19 protein-coding genes and 1 pseudogene are annotated in these 18834 nt (G+C 64.7%); 10 read left to right on the plus strand and 10 right to left on the minus strand.

Annotated features, from left to right (window positions below):
* Positions 1–116 precede the first annotated feature (116 nt).
* Positions 117–548 (plus strand): hypothetical protein, encoded by a 432-nt coding sequence (locus QM615_RS18850; RefSeq protein WP_283347742.1) that lies wholly within the window; start codon positions 117–119, stop codon positions 546–548.
* 70 nt (positions 549–618) lie between these two features.
* Here QM615_RS18850 and QM615_RS18855 read toward each other — a convergent pair whose 3' ends face one another.
* From QM615_RS18855 to QM615_RS18885, 7 genes and pseudogenes are all read right to left on the minus strand, one after another.
* Entirely contained in the window at positions 619–2103 is a 1485-nt protein-coding gene (locus tag QM615_RS18855; RefSeq protein WP_283347743.1) for a carboxyl transferase domain-containing protein, read from the minus strand.
* 24 nt (positions 2104–2127) lie between these two features.
* A complete protein-coding gene (locus QM615_RS18860; protein WP_269594848.1) occupies positions 2128–3327 on the minus strand; it encodes an ABC transporter permease in 1200 nt (399 codons plus the stop codon).
* Positions 3324–4217 (minus strand): ABC transporter ATP-binding protein, encoded by an 894-nt coding sequence (locus tag QM615_RS18865; protein ID WP_094669760.1) that lies wholly within the window; start codon positions 4215–4217, stop codon positions 3324–3326. Before QM615_RS18865 ends, QM615_RS18860 begins: the two co-directional genes overlap by 4 nt.
* Before the next feature lie 16 nt (positions 4218–4233).
* A pseudogene (locus QM615_RS18870) lies at positions 4234–4790 on the minus strand (hypothetical protein).
* A gap of 2 nt (positions 4791–4792) precedes the next feature.
* A complete protein-coding gene (locus tag QM615_RS18875; protein WP_269594850.1) occupies positions 4793–5323 on the minus strand; it encodes a hypothetical protein in 531 nt (176 codons plus the stop codon).
* Positions 5320–5592 (minus strand): helix-turn-helix transcriptional regulator, encoded by a 273-nt coding sequence (locus QM615_RS18880; RefSeq protein ID WP_032372936.1) that lies wholly within the window; start codon positions 5590–5592, stop codon positions 5320–5322. The genes QM615_RS18875 and QM615_RS18880 overlap by 4 nt, the downstream gene beginning before the upstream one ends.
* A gap of 64 nt (positions 5593–5656) precedes the next feature.
* Positions 5657–6112 carry a MarR family winged helix-turn-helix transcriptional regulator gene (locus QM615_RS18885; protein WP_269594851.1) on the minus strand — a complete coding sequence of 152 codons (456 nt, stop codon included), beginning with the start codon at positions 6110–6112 and terminating at the stop codon, positions 5657–5659.
* 81 nt (positions 6113–6193) lie between these two features.
* Between QM615_RS18885 and QM615_RS18890 the strand changes: the two genes are divergently transcribed.
* Positions 6194–7024, plus strand: a complete 831-nt coding sequence (locus tag QM615_RS18890; protein ID WP_269594852.1) for an alpha/beta fold hydrolase — start codon at positions 6194–6196, stop codon at positions 7022–7024.
* Between the two features lie 60 nt (positions 7025–7084).
* On the opposite strand, the gene QM615_RS18895 is transcribed toward QM615_RS18890, so the two are convergent.
* Positions 7085–8716, minus strand: coding sequence for an ABC-F family ATP-binding cassette domain-containing protein (locus QM615_RS18895; RefSeq protein WP_283347744.1), 1632 nt, complete (start codon positions 8714–8716; stop codon positions 7085–7087).
* A 54-nt stretch (positions 8717–8770) separates the two neighbouring features.
* On the opposite strand from QM615_RS18895, the gene QM615_RS18900 reads away from it, so the two are divergent.
* A complete protein-coding gene (locus QM615_RS18900) occupies positions 8771–9619 on the plus strand; it encodes an aldo/keto reductase (protein WP_283347745.1) in 849 nt (282 codons plus the stop codon).
* A gap of 41 nt (positions 9620–9660) precedes the next feature.
* Entirely contained in the window at positions 9661–10482 is an 822-nt protein-coding gene (locus QM615_RS18905) for a uroporphyrinogen-III synthase (RefSeq protein WP_269594855.1), read from the plus strand.
* Here QM615_RS18905 and QM615_RS18910 read toward each other — a convergent pair.
* A complete protein-coding gene (locus QM615_RS18910) occupies positions 10479–11546 on the minus strand; it encodes an NAD(P)-binding domain-containing protein (RefSeq protein ID WP_269594856.1) in 1068 nt (355 codons plus the stop codon). The genes QM615_RS18905 and QM615_RS18910 overlap by 4 nt on opposite strands.
* A gap of 62 nt (positions 11547–11608) precedes the next feature.
* On the opposite strand from QM615_RS18910, the gene QM615_RS18915 reads away from it, so the two are divergent.
* From QM615_RS18915 to QM615_RS18925, 3 genes are all read left to right on the plus strand, one after another.
* A complete protein-coding gene (locus QM615_RS18915) occupies positions 11609–12340 on the plus strand; it encodes an enoyl-CoA hydratase (protein WP_094686727.1) in 732 nt (243 codons plus the stop codon).
* Positions 12337–13671, plus strand: coding sequence for an ammonium transporter (locus QM615_RS18920; RefSeq protein WP_269594857.1), 1335 nt, complete (start codon positions 12337–12339; stop codon positions 13669–13671). The genes QM615_RS18915 and QM615_RS18920 overlap by 4 nt, the downstream gene beginning before the upstream one ends.
* A 191-nt stretch (positions 13672–13862) precedes the next feature.
* Complete coding sequence (locus QM615_RS18925; RefSeq protein WP_269594858.1) at positions 13863–14537, plus strand: DUF8020 domain-containing protein; 675 nt, start codon at positions 13863–13865, stop codon at positions 14535–14537.
* Between the two features lie 73 nt (positions 14538–14610).
* On the opposite strand, the gene QM615_RS18930 is transcribed toward QM615_RS18925, so the two are convergent.
* Positions 14611–15570: an alpha/beta fold hydrolase gene (locus QM615_RS18930; RefSeq protein WP_269594859.1), complete on the minus strand. Its 960-nt coding sequence runs from the start codon at positions 15568–15570 to the stop codon at positions 14611–14613.
* A gap of 201 nt (positions 15571–15771) precedes the next feature.
* On the opposite strand from QM615_RS18930, the gene shbA reads away from it, so the two are divergent.
* From shbA to QM615_RS18945, 3 genes are all read left to right on the plus strand, one after another.
* The gene (gene shbA / locus QM615_RS18935) at positions 15772–16353 is read left to right on the plus strand and encodes an RNA polymerase sigma factor ShbA (protein ID WP_068051103.1); all 582 of its coding nucleotides are present in this window, start codon (positions 15772–15774) and stop codon (positions 16351–16353) included.
* 115 nt (positions 16354–16468) lie between these two features.
* Positions 16469–18115, plus strand: a complete 1647-nt coding sequence (locus QM615_RS18940) for a purine-cytosine permease family protein (protein WP_094686726.1) — start codon at positions 16469–16471, stop codon at positions 18113–18115.
* Between the two features lie 92 nt (positions 18116–18207).
* Positions 18208–18834: helix-turn-helix domain-containing protein (locus tag QM615_RS18945; RefSeq protein ID WP_283347746.1), on the plus strand; the 627-nt coding region annotated here is incomplete at its 3' end.

Raw genomic sequence — 18834 nt, forward strand, 5'->3', positions numbered from 1 at the left:
CCAGTGGGTACAGTAGAGGGCATCGCGAGCCGAAGTCGTCAAATTTCCTGCCGGTGCCGTCAAGATTGCGTCAACACCTCTGTTCGACGCCACCGCGCGGAGCAAGACTGCTTCTCATGACACTTCTCGACATGCTTCCGTCCCTCGGTGCCGCCTACGTTGCGCGGTGCGATCCAGCGCTCTGGCCTGCCGATACGCACTGTGTGTGCGGCCGCATCACCGTCGACGGCGTTGCGTTGGAGGATCTGGCCGATGCGCAGGGCACTCCGGTGCAGTGGGGCTCGATTCTGGTGACGCGAGTGCGTTCGGTGATCGCCGGGGAGGTGGGCGTCGACGCCGAGTTCGGGGATCTGCGCCAAGCCGTGGTGGTCAACCGGCATTCGGTGGGCGCGGTGGTCAAGGTCGACGTGCACGGCCCGGGGCGCAGCTGCGTCAGTCCGGTGGAGTTGCCCGCCGACCTGCGTGCCGGCGACGTACTGGCGCTCGTGACCTCGCAGGTGCACGGCGGAGCCTGCGGTCGTTCCGCAGGCTCCACTCCGGTCTCGTAGCAGGGGTCGAGGGGGGAGTGGAGCCTGCGGAACGACCCGAAGGCACCTCGCGCACATGCGGCGGAGCCGCTCATCCCAGCGTGCGGTACCGACCGAGTCTGTTTCGAGTCCGGGTGGCGGCGTCGAGGGTCGACAATTGGCGCAGTTCCCGGACGATGGCGTCGGCGATGCGGCCGGAGAACGCGGCGGGCTCGTCTGCCGCATCGGGGAGTTCGGGAACGATGGCGTCGACGATGCCATCGCGCAGAAGATCGACCGACCTGATGCCTTGGGCCTCGGCCATATCCGGAGCGTGAGCGGTGTCGCGGTGCACGATGGCACTGGCACCCTCGGGCGGAAGCGGTGCGAGCCAGGCGTTCTGGGCGCACAGCACCCGGTCGGCGGGGAGAAGCGCGAGCGCTCCACCGCCGGTGCCCTGGCCGAGCAGAACCGAGACGGTCGGGGTATCGACGGTGACGAGATCGGAGATCGAGCGCGCGATCTCGGGTGCCAGGCCACCTTCTTCGGCTTCCTTGGACAGTGCCGCCCCGAAGGTGTCGATCACCAGCACCAGCGGTAGGCGCAGTTCCTCGGCGAGGCGCATGCCGCGTCGCGCTTCTCGCAGTGCCGCCGGACCCATGGTGGCGGTGGCGGTGCTGCTGCTTCGGTCGTTGCCGAACAGGACGCAAGAGATCCCTCGGATTCGGCACAGCGACAACAGAATCGACGTATCGGCCTCGCCCTGACCGGTGCCGCTCAGTGGAACGTGTTCGCTGGCAGCGTGTTCGATGAGTTGCCGAATGCCGGGGCGATCCGCGCGACGGGAGGACTGCACCGAATGCCAGGCAGACTGCTCCGGTATCTCGGCCGGCTCATCGCCGGTGAGATCGGGCCACACGGTGGCGTCGAGGATCACTCGAAGTGTGCGAATCAGTAGGTGACGCAGGTGATCCAACGGCACCACGCCATCGATGACGCCGTGCTGATAAAGATTCTCGGCGGTCTGCACCCCGTCCGGAAAGGGCTTGTCGTACAACGCCTGATAAACGCGCGGGCCGAGAAATCCGATGAGCGCACCGGGTTCGGCGACGGTGACGTGGGCCAACGATCCCCAGGACGCGAACACGCCGCCGGTCGTGGGGTTGCGCAAATACACCAGGTACGGCAGGTGCGCCGCCTTGTGCGCGGTGACGGCGGAGGCGATCTTGACCATCTGCACGAAGGCCAACGTTCCCTCCTGCATGCGCGTGCCACCGGAGGTGGGGGAGGCGATGAGCGGCAGGCCCTCCGCGGTGGCGCGCTCGATGGCGGAGGTGATGCGCTCGGCCGCAGCAACGCCGATCGAACCGGCGAGAAACGCGAACTCGCACGCGATCATCACCACGCGCCGGCCGTCGATGGTGCCCTCGCCCGTCAGCACCGACTCGTCGACCCCGCTCTTTTCCCGCGCCTTCGCGAGGTCGCGCTGATAGGAGTCGTTGGGGTGAACATCGACCGGCTCGGAGTCCCAGGACACGAACGATCCGCCGTCGAGAACGGAATCGAGAATCTCGGCGGCGGATGTCCGTGGGCTCATGTCGGGGAGCCTACGCAGCGAACCCTAGCGAGCAAACGCTTCCTTCCACGAGACGGTCTTGCCGATCCGGAGAATGGATCGCTGGTAGATCTTGGCTGCACCCATCGCGAGGATCGCGGTGGTGACGATCATCAGGACTGCCGATCCGACGATCTGAACCGGCGAGGTCACTCCGGCCGCGATACGCAGCGGCATCATGATGGCGGAGAACGGAGGAATCCAGCTCAAGGTGTTGGCCAGGGTGCTCTCCGGGTCGCTGACGGAATAGAACGCTGCGAAGAACATCGCCATGATCAGGATCAGGAGCGGCATGGTTGTCGAATTGACGTCCTCCTGCCGCGAGACCATCGACCCGCCGGCCGCGTAGAGCACCGCGAAGAAGGCAAATCCCAAGATGAACCACGCCAGCGTTGCCGCGAAGACGCTCACCGCGGCGCCGGTGACCGTCAGGACGCCTGTACCCAATCCCGCTCCTACACCGGCTATTCCGTACAGGGCGAGCTGCAGAATGCCGACCGCACCGATACCGAGAATCTTTCCCCACAGCAACTGCAGGGGGCGGACGGTGGAGAGCAACAGTTCGACCACGCGTGAGGACTTTTCCTCGACGACGCCCATCGCGACGTACATGCCGAAGCCGATGATCTGGGCATATAGCAGGAACACTGCGGACAGCGCCAGAGCGGTCCGCTGACCGGCTTCGGGATCCGGCGGATCGATTGCGTCGACGGTGACTGTCGCGGCACTCGTCGCTGCCCCGAGTTCGTTCTGATCGACACCTTGTTGCGCCAGTGCAGTATTCGTTGCCTGCGTCGCTACACTACCTTCGACGACAGCCCTCAACGTTCCGGTCAGATCGGACTCGGTGACGGCGGTGTACGCACCCGCGGTTCCGTCCGGAATCAATGCCACGTCGAGATCCCCGGATTCGACGCCGCTGCGTGCGGCTGCCGCGTCGGCAACGTCACGGACCTCGACGGGGCTGCCGACAGCGTCTCCGGTCGCCTCCAATACCGTTGCAATGGACTGGTCTCCGGCGACGCCGATGACGTCGCGCTCTTCGTCGCCGCTGCCGGAGAAGATCGAGAACGCGATGATGCCGCCGACGATGACGGCCAGAATGATCACGTTACTGATGACGAAGCTCTTCTTCATCACCTGAACGGTGAACTCGCGCTTGGCTATCAAAGACACTGCGCTGAAGGAGTTCAGTTGGGAGCTCATGCCACTACCGCCTCTCGGAACAGGTCGCTCAGGGAAGGTTTCTGGATGGAGAAGTCGTGTACCGGACCGGTCGCCAGTGCGGCTCGGAGGACTTCTTGATCGTCGGCCCCGGGTGCCAAGCCCAGGACTGTGACGCCGTCGCTGTGGCCGAGGGTGCTCACCCCGGCGATGCCCGACGCCCATCCGGGTGCCGCGTGCGGTGCATGGACGCGCAGTTGCGCATCTCCCGATCCGCGTAGCTCGTCGACGGTACCGACGGCCTTCATCGAGCCGGCGGCGATGATGCCGACGCGATCGCACAGACGTTGCACCAGGTCGAGCTGGTGACTGGAGAACACCACCGGCACTCCGGCAGCGGCTTTTTCGCGCAGCACCTCGCTCATCACGTCGACGGCGATGGGGTCGAGTCCGGAGAACGGCTCGTCCAGTACCAGCACTGCGGGGTCGTGCACCAGCGCGGCCGCCAACTGCACCCGCTGCTGGTTGCCCAGGCTCAGGGCGTCGACGGTGTCGTTGACCCGCTGGTCGATGCCGAGGCGTTCGGTCCAGCGGATCACCGCAGCCTTCGCGTCCTTGGACGACAGGCCGTGCAGTTCGGCCATGTACGCCAACTGCGGGCCGACCTTCATCTTGGGATACAGGCCGCGCTCCTCGGGCATGTAGCCGATGGTGCGGCGGACGTCGAGGTCGACGGGCTTGCCGCCCAACAGAACTTGGCCGGAATCCGCCGACAGAACGCCGAGCGCGATGCGCATCGTGGTGGTCTTGCCAGCACCGTTGCTGCCGACGAAACCGAACAGCTCGCCGGGCCGGACGTCGAAGCTGAGGTTGTCCAGGGCGATCTTGTCGCCGTACTTCTTGGAAACGGAGTCGATCGTGAGGGTGCTCATGGTGCCCTTTCGGTCGTTACTTCGGGTCGAAATCTTCGGTGTCTTCGAGTTCGGGGTCGGGGGTGATCCAGGCGAGAATCATTGCGGGGGAGCAGATACCGGCCAGCAATGCCGCCAGGGTCCAACCGCCACCCGCGTAGGCGAGGCGAGGCGAGGCATCTCGTCGTTGGCCGTCGACAGAAAGATGGACGCGAACGCTGCCGCCATCACCAGGGTCTGCGTGATGGTGAGGCCGATGGAGCGAGCCTCGTTGCGTTGCTGTACTTCCCACTCGTCCAGTGCTCCGACCGGAGCGTCGCCGTGCCTTCCGGAGACCGTCTGCAGCGCCGTCCAGATCGGAAGGAACAGCAGAACGGCCGGTATCCATGCGATTGCTGCCCACTCGACGAAGAGGCTGGTAATGCTGATGACGAAGAAGGAGAAGAGAACGACGGACAGCGCGACAACGAGGATTCGACGTCGATGCTGTGTCCGCCAGGCGGGCAGCCAGTGCCTTGTCTTGGCGTCGTTCTCGAGGAATCGCCGCGTGCGATACGCCTGGTAGCGGGTGAGAATGTCGGTGCGTTCGCTCATTGTCAGCCGTCCTCGGGGTCGGGGTCGGGAGTGGTCCATGCGAGAAGCATTGCGGGAGTGGCACCTCCAGTGCTCAAAGCGGTCAGCATCAGTGCGCCGCCGGAGATCCCGAGATTCGTTGCCCCGAAAATCGATCCGAGGAACAGGTACGCCGCGGCAGCGGTGCCCAACACCTGAGTAACCGTCAGGCCGATGGATCGGGCCTGGTTGCGGAGCTGGACTTCGAGCTCGTCGAGCGCTTCCACCGGTGCTTCGGCGCGCCGATTGGACACGATGCCGAGGACGATTGTCGCGAACGCGAACACGATGTAGCAGATTCCCCAGAATCCGATCGCCCACTCGAACAGCGGGTCCGACAGTGCGAAGCCCGCGGAAGCTGTGAGCAGCACCAGAAGGATGGTGACGAAAGCTCGGCGTCGTTTCTGGACTCGCAATCCCGGCAGCCAGTTCGCATAGGTCTTTTCGTTCTCCAGAAACACTTTCGTCCGGGCTTCCTGATATCTACTGAAGATGCTGGGACTGTGCGTGTTCATCGGTCCTTCTCCCTTCGGAAGAGTTCGGCGGAGAGTGGTCCGAGTTCGGTGCGCGAGAACACTGCTTCGATCGGCAGATCGAAGACGTCGCAGATGCGCATCGCGAGGTCGAGGCTCGGGTAGTGGTCGCCTCGTTCGAGGGCGCCCACTGTCTGGGGATTCACTTCGACGAGTTCGGCCAGTTGCGCGCGGCTCATCTTCCGTTCTGCCCGCAGAACACCCACCCTGTTGAAGATCGGGAGCGCGGTACCGCGCTTGACGGGGCTCATGACAATGAAGTGTTGTATAAACCCAACGATCTGTCAACGGTTAATAACAGATTGCTTCCGTTGACTACGTTGCCTGTTGGTCCCGGGCGTCGGCAACGATGGCGCGCATCGTCGTCAGAAACTCGTCGATCGTTGCCCGCTGGTCGGGGGTGAAACGCGCGAGTTCGTCGACGGCCCGACCGATGACGGGGCCGAAGAACGTCGTGCCGAGTTCGGCTGCATGTTCGGTGACGCGTAGCAGTACTCGCCTGCGATCGGATGGGTCGGGTTCGCGTAGAACCAAGTCTCGCTTGGTCATTCGATCGATCAGGGCGGTAACAGATGCGGATTCCAGACCCAGTTGCGCGCCGAGCCAGCCGGGTGTGGCACGCGTTCCGGCTCGGTCTGCATCCAGCAGGCAGATCATCGCGCGGATGTCGGTCGGGTGAAGTGAGTGCTTCTGGGCGAAGCCTGCGCCGAGGAGATCGAGCTCGACGGTGAGTGCTCGCAGCTCATGCACGGCGGCGACAGGTTCGGTCATGTGCTGATCCCTCGGGAGATGCTGGACGAGCGGTCTCTTTATTGTCTACTATCTCGATCATCGAGAGAATAGAGGGTTGTAATGTCGCTGGACGAATTCTTCTCCGCCTACGACCGGGTGCTGCTGAAGTGGCCGGCAGATACCCAAGCCATCGACGTGAAGACGGTGCACGGCACCACGCGAATCAACGCCTGCGGACCCGCCGACGGCCCGGCGCTGGTGCTGCTACCGGGGGCGGGTGCGACGTCCACCGTGTGGTTCGCCAACGTCGAGGCACTCTCGCAGCACTATCGGGTGTACGGGGTCGACATCATGGGCGACGTCGGGCGCAGTGTTCCAGGTGACCATCCCATCGACTCCGTGGACGAGCTGCTGAACTGGGTGACGGCGGTTCTCGATGCACTGGACCTTCGAACTGCGGCACTCTGCGGACATTCATACGGCGCGATGATCGCCCTGGCGTTCGCTCTGCGCAACGAAAGCCGCGTCGACGCACTCACACTCCTCGATCCCAATTCCTGCTTCGGCTCCATGAGCCCGCGGTACCTGCTGCATGCGCTGCCGATACTGCTGCGGCCCAACGAAAATCGGCAGCGCCGCTTCGTAGCGTGGGAGACCGCTGGCCTGGCTTTGGATTCCGACTGGCTCGACGTCCTCGCGCTCGGGGCCGCACATTTCCCGACGGCAAAGACCATCGTTCCGAAGCGGCCGAAGCCTGCTGCGTTCGAGGGCTTCGATGTGCGCACCACCGTGGTCCTCGCAGGGAAAGGGAAGGTGCACAATGCCGCTTGCATCGAATCGGCTGTGCATGCCGTTCTGCCGACGGCGAGGACCGTAGTGCTCGAGAACGCCACCCACCACGGGCTGCCGATGCATCCTGCCGCCGACGTCAACGAAATTTTGCTCAGTTGATGAAAATCGGGTGCAGCTGACCGCGCTCACCGCGGTCAGCTGCACCCGATTCAGTGCGATCTACTTCTCGCTCAGCTGTCCAGCGTTCATCGTCCAGTGGCGAGTGCTGCGAAGAGTGTCGAGCATTCTGCGATCGTGGGTGACCAGCAGCAGTGTTCCCTCGAAGTTCTCCATCGCACGTTCGAGTTGTTCGATGGCAGGCAGATCGAGGTGGTTGGTCGGCTCGTCGAGTACCAGCAGGTTGACTCCGCGGGCCTGCAGCAGCGCGAGTGCCGCGCGGGTTCGCTCACCGGGCGAGAGAGACGACGCCGGCCGCAGTGCATCGTCGCCGCGTAGCCCGAATTTGGCCAACAGTGTGCGGACCTCGGCGTCGGGCCACTCGGGAACGGCCGCGCTCAAGGCGTCGGACACTGTTCCCTCGCCGACGAAATATGCTCGTGCCTGATCGATTTCACCGACCGCCACACCCGAACCCAACGATGCCGAGCCCTCGTCCGGGTCCAACCGGCCCAACAGCACCGACAACAACGTCGTCTTGCCGGAGCCGTTCGGTCCGGTGATCAGAATTCGATCGCCCCACTCGATCTGCGTCGTCACCGGGCCGAAGGTGAACCCGGATCGCCGGACAATGGCACCGCCCAGAACAGCGACGACAGTGCCACTGCGTGGAGCCGCCGCAATCTCCATCCGCAGCTCCCACTCCTTGCGAGGCTCCTCGACCACCTCGAGTCGCTCGATGCGCCGCTGGGTCTGACGGGCTTTCGCGGCTTGCTTCTCGGTCGACTCGGCGCGGGTCTTGCGGGCGATCTTGTCGTTGTCGGTGGCCTTCCGGCGTGCATTGCGCACCCCCGACTCCATCCAGTTCCGCTGCATCTGCGCCCGAGACTCCAACGCGGACTTGGTGTCTGCGAACTCGTCGTACTTTTCCCTGGCGTGCTGGCGCGCAATCTCCCGTTCCGCCAGATAGGACTGGTAGCTGCCGTCGTACACATCGATGCGCCGCTGCGCCCGATCGAGTTCCACTATTCCCGTCACCGTCCGCGCCAGGAATTCACGATCGTGACTGACGACGACGATCGCCGCCCGCGTCGCGACGACGAACTGCTCCAGTTGCTCGAGTCCCGCCAGATCGAGGTCGTTGGTGGGCTCGTCGAGCAGCAGGATGTCGTAGCGAGCGAGCAGAATCGCGGCGAGCCCCGCGCGGGCAGCCTGCCCACCCGACAGCGCCGTCATCAGCGCAGACCCGTCGACATCCAGACCGAGATCCGCGAGAACCTTCGCCGTGCGCTCCGCCAGATCCGCGCCGCCGAGTGCCAGCCACTTCTCCAACGCGGGGGTGTAGAGGTCCTCGTCACTCGAGCCCAACGCCTCGGCGGCTGCGTTCATGGAGGCTTCGGCCGCCGTGACCCCGGTACGTCGACCGAGGAAGTCCAGCACCGTCTCCCCGGCGATCCGCTCGGGCTCCTGCGCCAGATATCCGACGGTCGCGTCGGGCGGGCTGGTGTAGATCTCGCCCTCGTGATCGGCCGTCCCCACCCCCGCGAGCAGGGTCAACAACGTCGACTTGCCTGCACCGTTCGCTCCGACGAGCCCGATCACATCACCCTCGGCAACCGTCAGATCGAGTCCGGAGAACAGGGTTCGATCGCCGTGAAAAGCGGCGAGATCATCGATACGAAGCGTTGCGGTCACACCGAAACACTAAGGGGCGGGAACAACACCACCCCACCCACCGTTGCCATTCGTATGACGTATTCAGCCGAGACCAGTACTGTCCCGACCATCGTGCTCAACGACGGCACGTCCATTCCCCAGCTGGGGTTCGGTGTGTGGCAGGTGCCCGACGACGGTGCGCAGGCCGCAGTGACCGAGGCGCTGAAGGTCGGCTACCGCAGCATCGACACCGCCAAGGTGTACGAGAACGAGACCGGCACCGGCCGCGCAATCGCAGAGTCCGGCATCGCCCGTGACGAGCTGTTCATCACCACCAAGCTGTGGAACGACGATCAGGGCTACGACTCCACTCTGAAGGCATTCGACGCGAGCATGGATCGCCTCGGACTCGAGTACCTCGACCTGTACCTCATTCACTGGCAGCAGCTCGACCGCGACAAGTACATCGACACGTTCAAGGCGTTCCAGAAGCTCAAGGCCGACGGCCGCATCGGCTCCATCGGCGTCTCCAACTTCACCATCCCCACCCTGGAGAAGCTGATGGATGCCGTCCACGAGGTGCCGTCGATCAACCAGGTCGAGCTGCACCCGCGGTTCGTCCAGGAGGAGCTGCGCGCGTTCCACACTTCGAAGGGCATCGCCACCGAGGCCTGGAGCCCGCTCGGCTCGGGCACCATTCTCGACGAGCCGGTGTTCGCGAAGATCGGTGACGCGCACGGCGTCACTCCGGCCCAGGTCATCCTGCGCTGGCACATTCAGCTCGGCAACGTGGTGATCCCCAAGTCGGTGACCCCGAAGCGCATCGCCAGCAACTTCGACGTGTTCGGCTTCGAGCTCAGCAACGACGAGATTCAGCAGATCAACGCGCTGGACTCCGCCGACGGCCGCACCGGCCCGGACCCGGACAAGTTCAGCAGCTGACCTGTCACATTCCGGGCACGTCGGGGGCCTAGTCTGTACCCATGTCCGATTCGCTCGCAGGCAAGACCGTTGCCCTCACTGCCGAGCGACGTGCAGACGAACTGGCCACCATGCTCGAACGCCGCGGCGCGAACATCGTTCACGCCGCGGCGATTCACGTTCTGCCCCTGATCGACGACTCCGATCTGAGGTCCGCCACCGAGGGCATCGTCGAACGCCCACCGCAGATCGTCGTGATCAGTACCGGCATCGGTTTTCGGGGCTGGCTCGACGCGGCCGCCGACTGGGGCATGCGCGAAGAACTCGTGACAGCGCTGGGTCACACGCGAATCCTTGCCCGAGGTCCCAAGGCGCGCGGGGCAATTCGTGGCACGGGGCTCCGCGAGGAGTGGTCGCCGGCCACCGAGGCCTCGCAGGAAGTCTCCGATCATCTCGAGGCCGAGGGTGTTGCCGGGGTGGACATCGCAGTTCAGCTGCACGGGGTGATCACCGAGTGGGAGCCGACCATTCACCTCAGTGATGCGCTGACCGAACTCGGCGCGCATGTCCGACCGATCCCGGTGTACCGCTGGATTCGCCCCGCGGATCAGGCTCCACTGGTCGACCTGTTGGAACAGATCATCGAGAATCGGGTGGATGCGGTGACGTTCACCAGCGCCCCCGCGGTCGCGTCCCTGCTCTCGACCGCCAAGGACAACGGCATGCTCGACGCCTTCCTCGACGCGCTTCGAGGACCTGTCGCCGCGATCTGCGTCGGGCCGGTGACGTCGGCACCGTTGGACGCGTTGGGTGTTCCGACCTCCATGCCGAGCCGGGCGCGACTGGGCGCGCTGGCGAAATTCGTGACCGAGAGGCTCGGTTAATCCAGGGTCTCGAGCAGTTCGGTCACCGCTGCTCGCCCGGCTCGGTTTGCCCCGATGGTGCTGGCGGACGGCCCGTAGCCGAGCAGGTGTACGCGATGGTTCGCGGCCACGCGGGTGGTGAGCCTGCCGTCCATGACGATTCCGCCGCCGTGTCCGCGCAGGCGCAGCGGAGCGAGGTGGTCGAGGGCGCTCCGAAAACCGGTGGCCCACAGGATCACATCGGCGTGCTGAGTCGACCCGTCCTCCCACACCACCGAATCTTCCGTGATGGACGAGAACATCGGCTTGCGTTCCAGAGCCCCGCGTTTCTGGGCGGCAGCCAACGACGGCGTCAGCAGCAGTCCGGTCACCGAGACGACCGAGCCGGGTGGCAGGCCCGCCCGCACACGTTCCTCGACCATGGCGACGGCCTTGCGGCCGGCATCGTGATCGAATTCGCTGTCCCGGAACACCGGTGGTCGACGCGTCACCCATGTCGTGGACGTGACCTGCGAGATCTCGTCGAGCAGTTGGACGGCCGAGATGCCGCCGCCCACCACGACGACGTGCTTGCCTACGAACTCGTCGGCCGTCCGATAGTCCTTGGTGTGCAGTTGCCTGCCTGCAAAGGTCTCGGCTCCGTCGTAGTGCGGAACGAACGGCTTCTCCCACGTGCCGGTCGCATTGATCAGCCCCTCGGCCATGACGACGGTCTCGCCGGCCTCGACACGGAATCGGGGTTCCCGATCGCACACGACGGTCACCGTGACGGGGCGTCGAACATGCAGTTCGAAGCGGTCCTCGTACTCGCGGTAGTACCGGGGAACGGCGTCGGCGGCGGCGATGGTCTCGGCCGGCTCGTCTCCGAGCGTGTCCGCGAAGGCCATACCGGGCAGGTCGTGGACTCCGTTGACGGTGCTCAGCGTCAGCGAGGGCCAGCGGAACTGCCATGCGCCGCCCGGCCCGGGGGAGCGATCCAACATCACGAAGCCCTCGCCTGCGGTGAGTCCGGTGCGGTGCAGGTGATAACCGGCCGAGAGTCCGGCTTGGCCGGCGCCGATGACGGCGACCCGAGTGTCGATCATGGAGACCAGTAGATCAGGCCCCGCACTGTCATTTTCTGTACTGGTGGGTAACCTCTGCTCTCGTGATCGGACTCTCTCGTGACGGCGACGTCGTCACCCTCGAACTGCAGCGGCCGGATCGACGGAACGCGTTGAACTCCGAGTTGTGCCTGGCGGTGCATCGCGGAGTCGAACAAGCCGAGCGTGACGGCGCGCGGGTCGTGGTCGTCACCGGCCAGGGCACCAGCTTCTGTGCGGGTGCCGACCTGACGGGGGACGCGTTTCCCGAGCACTTCGGGCAGATCCTCGAAGAGATGCTGACGGCAATCCAGCGGACCTCGATTCCGGTCGTGGCCGCGGTGAACGGACCGGCCGTCGGTGCCGGCACACAGTTGGCTGTCGCGTGCGATCTGCGAGTCGTTGCGCCGGGCAGCTTCTTCGAAATACCGTCGACCCGGCTCGGCATCGCGGTGAGCAACTGGACCATCCGGCGGTTGGCCTCGCTCGCGGGCGGCGGTGTTGCGCGCACCATCCTGCTCGGCGGTGAGCGGGTGTACACCGAGCAGGCGTTCACCTGCGGGCTGGCGAACAAGCTCGGCGACCTGGACGTCGCAACACAGTGGGCGCAGTCGATCACCGAACTCGCTCCCTTGGCGTTGCGTCACCTCAAGCTCGTCTTCAACGACGATGGAGCACAGGATGTTCCGACGCCGGAGCAGGTCGCTGCGTTCGAGGCCGCGTGGAGCAGCGAGGACATGAAAGAAGCGCGCCGCGCACGATCCGAGAAGCGCAAGCCGAAGTTCGTGGGACGGTGATCGCCGGCGCGCCCGATGCGGGCGATACGGCGTGGCTGCTGACCAGTACCGCGCTGGTGCTGCTGATGACTCCCGGCCTGGCCTTCTTCTACGGCGGCATGGTGCGCTCGAAGAGTGTGCTGAACATGATGATGATGAGTTTGTCGGCGATCGCAGTGGTGTGGCTGCTGTGGTTGGCGTTCGGGTTCTCGATGGTGTTCGGCGACAACGTGATCGGCGGGTGGATAGGAAACCCGTTGCAGTACGCCGGTTTCGAGGGTCTGCTGGGTGGGGTGTACACCTCGGCCGCAGGGACGGTGTCGATTCCGTTGGTGGGAACCGTTCCAGCACTGGTGTTCGCGGCGTTCCAGGCGGGATTCGCGATGGTGACGGTGGCGCTGATCTCCGGTGCCGTCGCAGACCGAATGCGATTCGTACCCTGGGTACTGTTCGCGGCGCTGTGGTCCACACTCGTCTACTTTCCGGTGGCGCACTGGGTGTTCTCGCTCGACGGCCTCACCAGTGAGTTCGGTGGGTGGATCACCAACAAGCTCGGTGCCATCGACTTCGCCGGCGGAACTGCGGTGGAGATCAACGCCGGTGTCGCCGGCCTCGTTCTCGCGCTCGTGGTCGGCAAGCGGCGTGGTTGGCCGCGAGATCCCATGCGCCCGCACAACCTTCCGGCCGTCATGCTCGGAGCCGGGTTGCTGTGGTTCGGTTGGTTCGGCTTCAACGCGGGATCGTCGTTGGCCGCGGACGGTGTCGCCGCGGTGGCTCTGGTGAACACGATGGGTGCCGGAGCGATGTCCATGGCGGCGTGGCTCGTCGTCGAGAAGCTGCGGGACGGCCATGCGACGTCGTTCGGTGCGGCCTCGGGCGTCGTGGCCGGGTTGGTGGCCATCACACCCTCGTGCACGGCGGTCACCCCCATCGGCGCCGCGGCGATCGGCATCGCGTCGGGTGCGCTGTGTGCCCTGGCCATCGGCCTCAAATACCGCTTCGGCTACGACGATTCGCTCGATGTCGTCGGTGTGCACCTCGTCGGCGGCATCGTCGGCACGCTGATGATCGGACTCGTGGCCAGTGCGCAGATGCCGGCAGGCGTGGACGGTCTGTTGTACGGCGGCGGGCTGCACCAGCTGTGGGTACAGGCGGTCGCGGTGGCTGCGGTGTTCGCCTACTGCGCCGTCGTCACCACCGGCATCGCGTTCGCGATCAAGGCTGTCATGGGAGTGCGCGCCGACGCGCAACACGAAGCCGACGGTCTCGACGAGCACGAGCACGCCGAGTCCGCCTACGACTTCGGGGTGAGCCACGGAGGCAGCAACAAGCCGGGTCTTTTCGGTAAGTAGAGACAACCCGCGCGTGTCGTTTACGAACGGTTTGGACTTCGAAACCCGTTCTGTCCCTTATGAGTCGATGCGCGCAATCGTTGTTCGATTCGACCCCGATCGTTCATCTTCGGTTCTCCTGACCCGCGTGTTCCACCCATAGTTTTTCGCTGCTCGCATCGAGTGATGGACACGACGAAAGACTGAGGAACATGAAGCTGACTCGATTCGCGGCAACGTCCGCATTGGTCATTGCAGCGATGACGACCGCCATGGGCACCGCCTACGCGGATCCGGCACCGGCTCCCGCCGCTGCCGTCGGGTGGAACGTCACCCAGGCCGGCAACCAGGTCCTCGTCGACACGACGGCCGGCACCCTGAGCAACGAGGACAACCACCTCGTCGTCCGCGACGCCAACGGTGTGCTGGTCGACTCGGTGCCGTTGGCCATTGCCGCAGACGGCTTCTCGCACCCCGTCGCAGCCGTCATCGACGGAAACCACGCCACCCTGACCGCCGACGCCTCACCTGCCGCGGCAACCCCGGTCTCCGCCTCTCTCCCGGGTCTGCAGCAGGTCGACCTGCCCGCCGCAGTCTCCGGCGTCAAGGACAACATCAGCCTGTCCGCTTCGGTCGGTGGATTCCTCGGAGCCGCAACCGGTCTGGTCACCGGTTGCTTCCTCGGAGCCATCGCCGCCGGCACCGTCTCCGCGCCTGCCCTGCTGCTCTTCGGTGCAGCACCGGTAGCCGGATGCGTCGGCGGCGCACTGCTTCTCGGCTCGGGTGCTTCGCTCGCCGGAACCGCCATCGGTGGTCTCGGTGCCGTCGCCGGCAACGCAGGGCAGTTCATCCAGCTCCTCAACGCTCCTCCCGCCGTCAAGAAGTAACTCTCGTACAGCAGTGCTGTGGCCCGCATCGGATCCTCCGTTGCGGGCCACAGTCGTCGGCAGGTTCTTGTCGCTAGCGAGCCAGCGCGAGATCTCGCACGTGTGCACGGCGAGCCGCCGTCACGAGTTCGACGACGGCATCGGCCACTTCGCGGGCCCGTTCCAGGATCACCATGTGCCCGGCCTCTGCGACGCACACCAGGCGAGCGTCGGGCAGATGTTCGGCAATGGTTTCCGAGTGACGCATCGGTGTCATCAGGTCGTCCGAGCCGCACAAGACCAGGGTGGGGATCGAGGCGAGAGCAGCCAGGCCGGCCACCTCGTCGAGACCTCGGAATGCCCCGAGGAAGCCGGCCAACGTCACGATGGACGTCTCGCCCAGCATTGCCGTCGCCAGCGTCACCACCCTCGGACCGACTCTTCGGGATCCGCATCCCGCGGTCCTGACGATGGGTGCCCACACGCCGGGACTGAGTCTCTTGGCACCCGACATCAGTCGAGGGGCGCGTCGAACAGCGGCCTGGAACACCGACACCGCGGGATGCGCGAGGGCACTGCCGAGTCCGTCGTCGGTGATTCCACCCGCCGACGTCGCGATCAAACCGACTCCGACCAGGCGCGTGCCGATGGCCTCCGGGTTCTGACGGGCGTAGGAGAGCGCCGTCATTCCCCCCATCGAATGGCCGACGACGACGAACGGTCCCGACGGGACCATCGCACGGATGACGTCGGCCAGGTCCTCACCGAGCTGATCGATGGTGCAGCTCTCCGGCGCGGCCGCACTCGACTCCCCGTGCCCGCGGTGGTCGTACATCACGATCCGCACATCGTCTCCCCAGGCGTGTTCCACCTGTGCACGCAGGTCGGTCCACGACTGCATCCGCAGGCAGTGTCCGTGCACGAACACCGCGGTCAGTGGCGCATTCGGATGCCCGAACTCGCGAACCGCCAGCGCGGTGCCGTCGCCGGCAGCGACGGTGCTGCGGCGACCGACCTGATGGCTCTGCTCGCTGGTGGTCTCGTTGGTATTCATGGGCGGCGCTCCGCGGGTGTGAGTGTCACGTGCTGCGACGACGGTGTTGTCCGGTACTTCGCTTCGTCGACACACCGTGTTACCTGAATCACAATTTTTGTTCGGTGTGGTACCCGTTCGGACCAAGCCGGGTGGGAATCGGCACCGAAGTACTGGTGAGCGTTCAGGAGAGGACGCGCGTTGCCAGTGAGGAGATCGGCCATGAGTTTCGGCATGGACAGGCTCGAGGACGTTGTGCCCCGCGCCGTTGCGGGAGATCGACTCGCTCTCGAACAGGTGCTGGTGTTGATCCAGCCACCGGTTCGCCGATACTGCGCAGCTCGCATCGGGAATCTCGACGTCGCCGCGGACGATGTGGTGCAGGAGGTCTGCCTCGCACTGGTCACCGCCATTCCCAAGTACCGCGACATGGGGAAGCCCTTCATGGCGTTCGTGTACGGGATCGCCGCGCACAAGCTGGCCGACGCAGGTCGTAAATCGGTTCTGCGACAGTCGTTCTCGATCGACGAGATGCCGGAGGAGCAGTCCACCGATGCCGGGCCGGAGCAGCTCGCGCTCGGCGACGAACTGCGTAGCCACACCCAGGCATTGATGGACACCCTGCCGACGAAGTACCGCAAGATCATCCTGATGCGAGTCGTGTGGGGAATGACGGCACCGCAGACCGGCGAAGCACTCGGAATGACGGCCGGAGCCGTGCGAGTGGCCCAGCATCGCGCGATGAACATGCTGCGCGCCGAGCTGTCGAACTTCTCGCTGCTGGCGGCGCGCGCCGTCGCCTGACAAACCTCGCCAAAGCGGGACTCCGGGGCCGAATGTCCGAATCGCCGGACTGAGTAACCGGAGCTACATCTTTCCAAGACATAGCGGCAACGTGGCGGTTCTACGTTGTTGATCCATGACCGCCGTACAGCCTGCGCCGACAGACACCGCGCTGAAAGAGACGCTCGAGGACTACACGCTGCGCTTCGCGCCGCGTAGCTACCGCAAGTGGGGTACCGGTGTCGTCGCGACGTCAGCGCTCGGCGGCATCGCGTATCTCGCGGACTTCGCCATCGGTGCCAACATCGGAATCTCCTACGGAACCGGCAACGCGCTCTGGGGCATCCTGGTGTTCGCCGTCGTCATCTTCCTGACCGGGCTCCCGCTCGCCTACTATGCCGCCCGCTACAACATCGACCTCGATTTGATCACGCGGGGAAGCGGTTTCGGCTACTACGGGTCGGTGGTCACCAACGTCATCTTCGCGACGTTCACGTTCATCTTCTTCGCGCTCGAAGGCTCGATCATGGCGCAGGGACTCGAACTCGGCCTGGGCATCCCGTTGCCCATCGGCTACGCGGTGTCCACGATCATGGTCATCCCGCTGGTCATCTACGGCATGAAAGCCCTTGCCAAGCTGCAGGTCTGGACCACCCCACTGTGGCTGGTGCTGATGGTGCTGCCGTTCGTCTACCTCGTGTTCAGCAATCCCGATTCGGTCGGCGAGTTCTTCGCCTACGGCGGTCAGGACGGTGCCGACGGCAAGGGGGTCAACATCGGATCGGTGATGCTCGCGGCCGGCGTGTGTCTGTCGCTCATCGCGCAGATCGCCGAGCAGATCGACTACCTGCGTTTCATGCCGCCCAAGACTCCCGAGAATTCCCGACGCTGGTGGACCGCAGTGCTTCTCGCCGGTCCGGGCTGGGTCATCTTCGGTGCGCTCAAGCAGGTCGTCGGACTGTTCCTCGCCGTGTACCTGATCGCCAACGTGGTCGACGGATCCACCATAGCCAACGAGCCGGTGCACCAGTTCTTGGAGATCTACGAGAACTTCATGCCGGGCTGGCTCGCCATGACCCTTGCGGTGATCCTGGTCGTCATCAGTCAGATCAAGATCAACGTCACCAACGCGTATTCCGGGTCGCTGGCGTGGACCAACTCCTACACCCGCATCACCAAGACCTACCCGGGTCGCATGGTCTTCGTGCTGTTCAATCTCGCGATTGCGCTGATCCTGATGGAAGCCAACATGTTCAGCTTCCTCAACGACATCCTCGGCTTCTACGCCAACTGCGGTATCGCGTGGATCGCCGTGGTGGCGTCGGACATCGTCTTCAACAAGTACATCCTGAAGCTCTCACCCAAGGTCCCCGAGTTTCGACGTGGCATGCTCTACAACATCAATCCGGTCGGCTTCGGATCGATGGCGGCGTCGGCCATCCTGTCGATTCTGGTGTTCTTCGGCGCATTCGGACCGGCGATCAAACCGTACTCGCCGATCGTGGCTCTCGTTCTCGCACTGATACTTCCGCCCATCCTGGCGGTGGCCACCAAGGGCAAGTACTACCTGCGGCGTACCGATGACGGCATCGATCTGCCGATGTTCGACGAGCACGGCAACCCGTCCGACGCACTCGTGATGTGCCACGTCAGCGGAATGGAATTCGAGCGACCCGACATGATCGCGTCCAACGTGCCCGGGCCCAACGGGGAGAAGCAGTACATCAGTTCACTGTCGCTGAGCACCGACAAGACGGGGGAGCACATCCTGCCCCCGCAGTAGCGACTTCGTCGCAGGTGAGTGGAAACTCGTAGTGGGGCCCGGGCGGATTCGAGCGGTGGTCGCAACGGGCCTGATCATTAGGGATGTTTGCGATGGTTCACCCGGGTTTCTCACATCAGGTTCGGATGACGTTCTGGTCACTGCGTAGCAGTGGCGTGACGGTCAAGGACGCTGCCCTCGCAGTCGGGATCAGCGAGGGCAGCGGCTGGAACTGGGTCTACGAACGCGGTGGTGTGCGTCCACGTTCGACACCGCCACCGACGGGCCGTTTCCTCTCGCTGGAGGAGCGGGAGTTCATCGCCGACGGTGTCCGGGACGGCTGGACGATGACCGCGATCGCCACATGCCTGGGCCGAGCGGTGTCGACGATCAGTCGAGAACTCAAGCGGCACAAATACTTCCGCGGACAGTACAAGCCGCATCAGGCCGAGCGTGATGCCCGCAAGGCGGCCAAACGCCCGAAGAAGGGCAAGCTCGAGCTGACACCGTTGCTGCGGGATCGGGTGCAGGCGCTTCTCGAGTTGGACTACTCGCCCGAGCAGATCTCGGCGACACTGAGGAAGGAATTTCCTCACTCGCCGGAGATGCATGTGTCGCACGAAACGATCTACCAATCTCTCTACGTTCAGAGCAAAGGTGGCCTGACCAAGGAGCTGACCAGGCATCTTCGGACGGGTCGGCCGGTGCGGCTCGCACACCGGCGCACCACCGAACGGCGA

Origin of the sequence: Rhodococcus sp. IEGM 1341, from assembly GCF_030056895.1 — a bacterium.
GTDB lineage: Bacteria > Actinomycetota > Actinomycetes > Mycobacteriales > Mycobacteriaceae > Rhodococcoides.

Excerpts from the sequence above, each read along its gene's own strand:
- QM615_RS18850 (WP_283347742.1), top strand. The coding sequence starts at position 117 with ATGACACTTCTCGACATGCTTCCGTCCCTCGGTGCCGCCTACGTTGCG.
- QM615_RS18855 (WP_283347743.1), bottom strand. The coding sequence starts at position 2,103 with ATGAGCCCACGGACATCCGCCGCCGAGATTCTCGATTCCGTTCTCGAC.
- QM615_RS18860 (WP_269594848.1), bottom strand. The coding sequence starts at position 3,327 with ATGAGCTCCCAACTGAACTCCTTCAGCGCAGTGTCTTTGATAGCCAAG.
- QM615_RS18865 (WP_094669760.1), bottom strand. The coding sequence starts at position 4,217 with ATGAGCACCCTCACGATCGACTCCGTTTCCAAGAAGTACGGCGACAAG.
- QM615_RS18875 (WP_269594850.1), bottom strand. The coding sequence starts at position 5,323 with ATGAACACGCACAGTCCCAGCATCTTCAGTAGATATCAGGAAGCCCGG.
- QM615_RS18880 (WP_032372936.1), bottom strand. The coding sequence starts at position 5,592 with ATGAGCCCCGTCAAGCGCGGTACCGCGCTCCCGATCTTCAACAGGGTG.
- QM615_RS18885 (WP_269594851.1), bottom strand. The coding sequence starts at position 6,112 with ATGACCGAACCTGTCGCCGCCGTGCATGAGCTGCGAGCACTCACCGTC.
- QM615_RS18890 (WP_269594852.1), top strand. The coding sequence starts at position 6,194 with ATGTCGCTGGACGAATTCTTCTCCGCCTACGACCGGGTGCTGCTGAAG.
- QM615_RS18900 (WP_283347745.1), top strand. The coding sequence starts at position 8,771 with ATGACGTATTCAGCCGAGACCAGTACTGTCCCGACCATCGTGCTCAAC.
- QM615_RS18905 (WP_269594855.1), top strand. The coding sequence starts at position 9,661 with ATGTCCGATTCGCTCGCAGGCAAGACCGTTGCCCTCACTGCCGAGCGA.
- QM615_RS18910 (WP_269594856.1), bottom strand. The coding sequence starts at position 11,546 with ATGATCGACACTCGGGTCGCCGTCATCGGCGCCGGCCAAGCCGGACTC.
- QM615_RS18925 (WP_269594858.1), top strand. The coding sequence starts at position 13,863 with ATGAAGCTGACTCGATTCGCGGCAACGTCCGCATTGGTCATTGCAGCG.
- QM615_RS18930 (WP_269594859.1), bottom strand. The coding sequence starts at position 15,570 with ATGAATACCAACGAGACCACCAGCGAGCAGAGCCATCAGGTCGGTCGC.
- shbA (WP_068051103.1), top strand. The coding sequence starts at position 15,772 with ATGAGTTTCGGCATGGACAGGCTCGAGGACGTTGTGCCCCGCGCCGTT.
- QM615_RS18940 (WP_094686726.1), top strand. The coding sequence starts at position 16,469 with ATGACCGCCGTACAGCCTGCGCCGACAGACACCGCGCTGAAAGAGACG.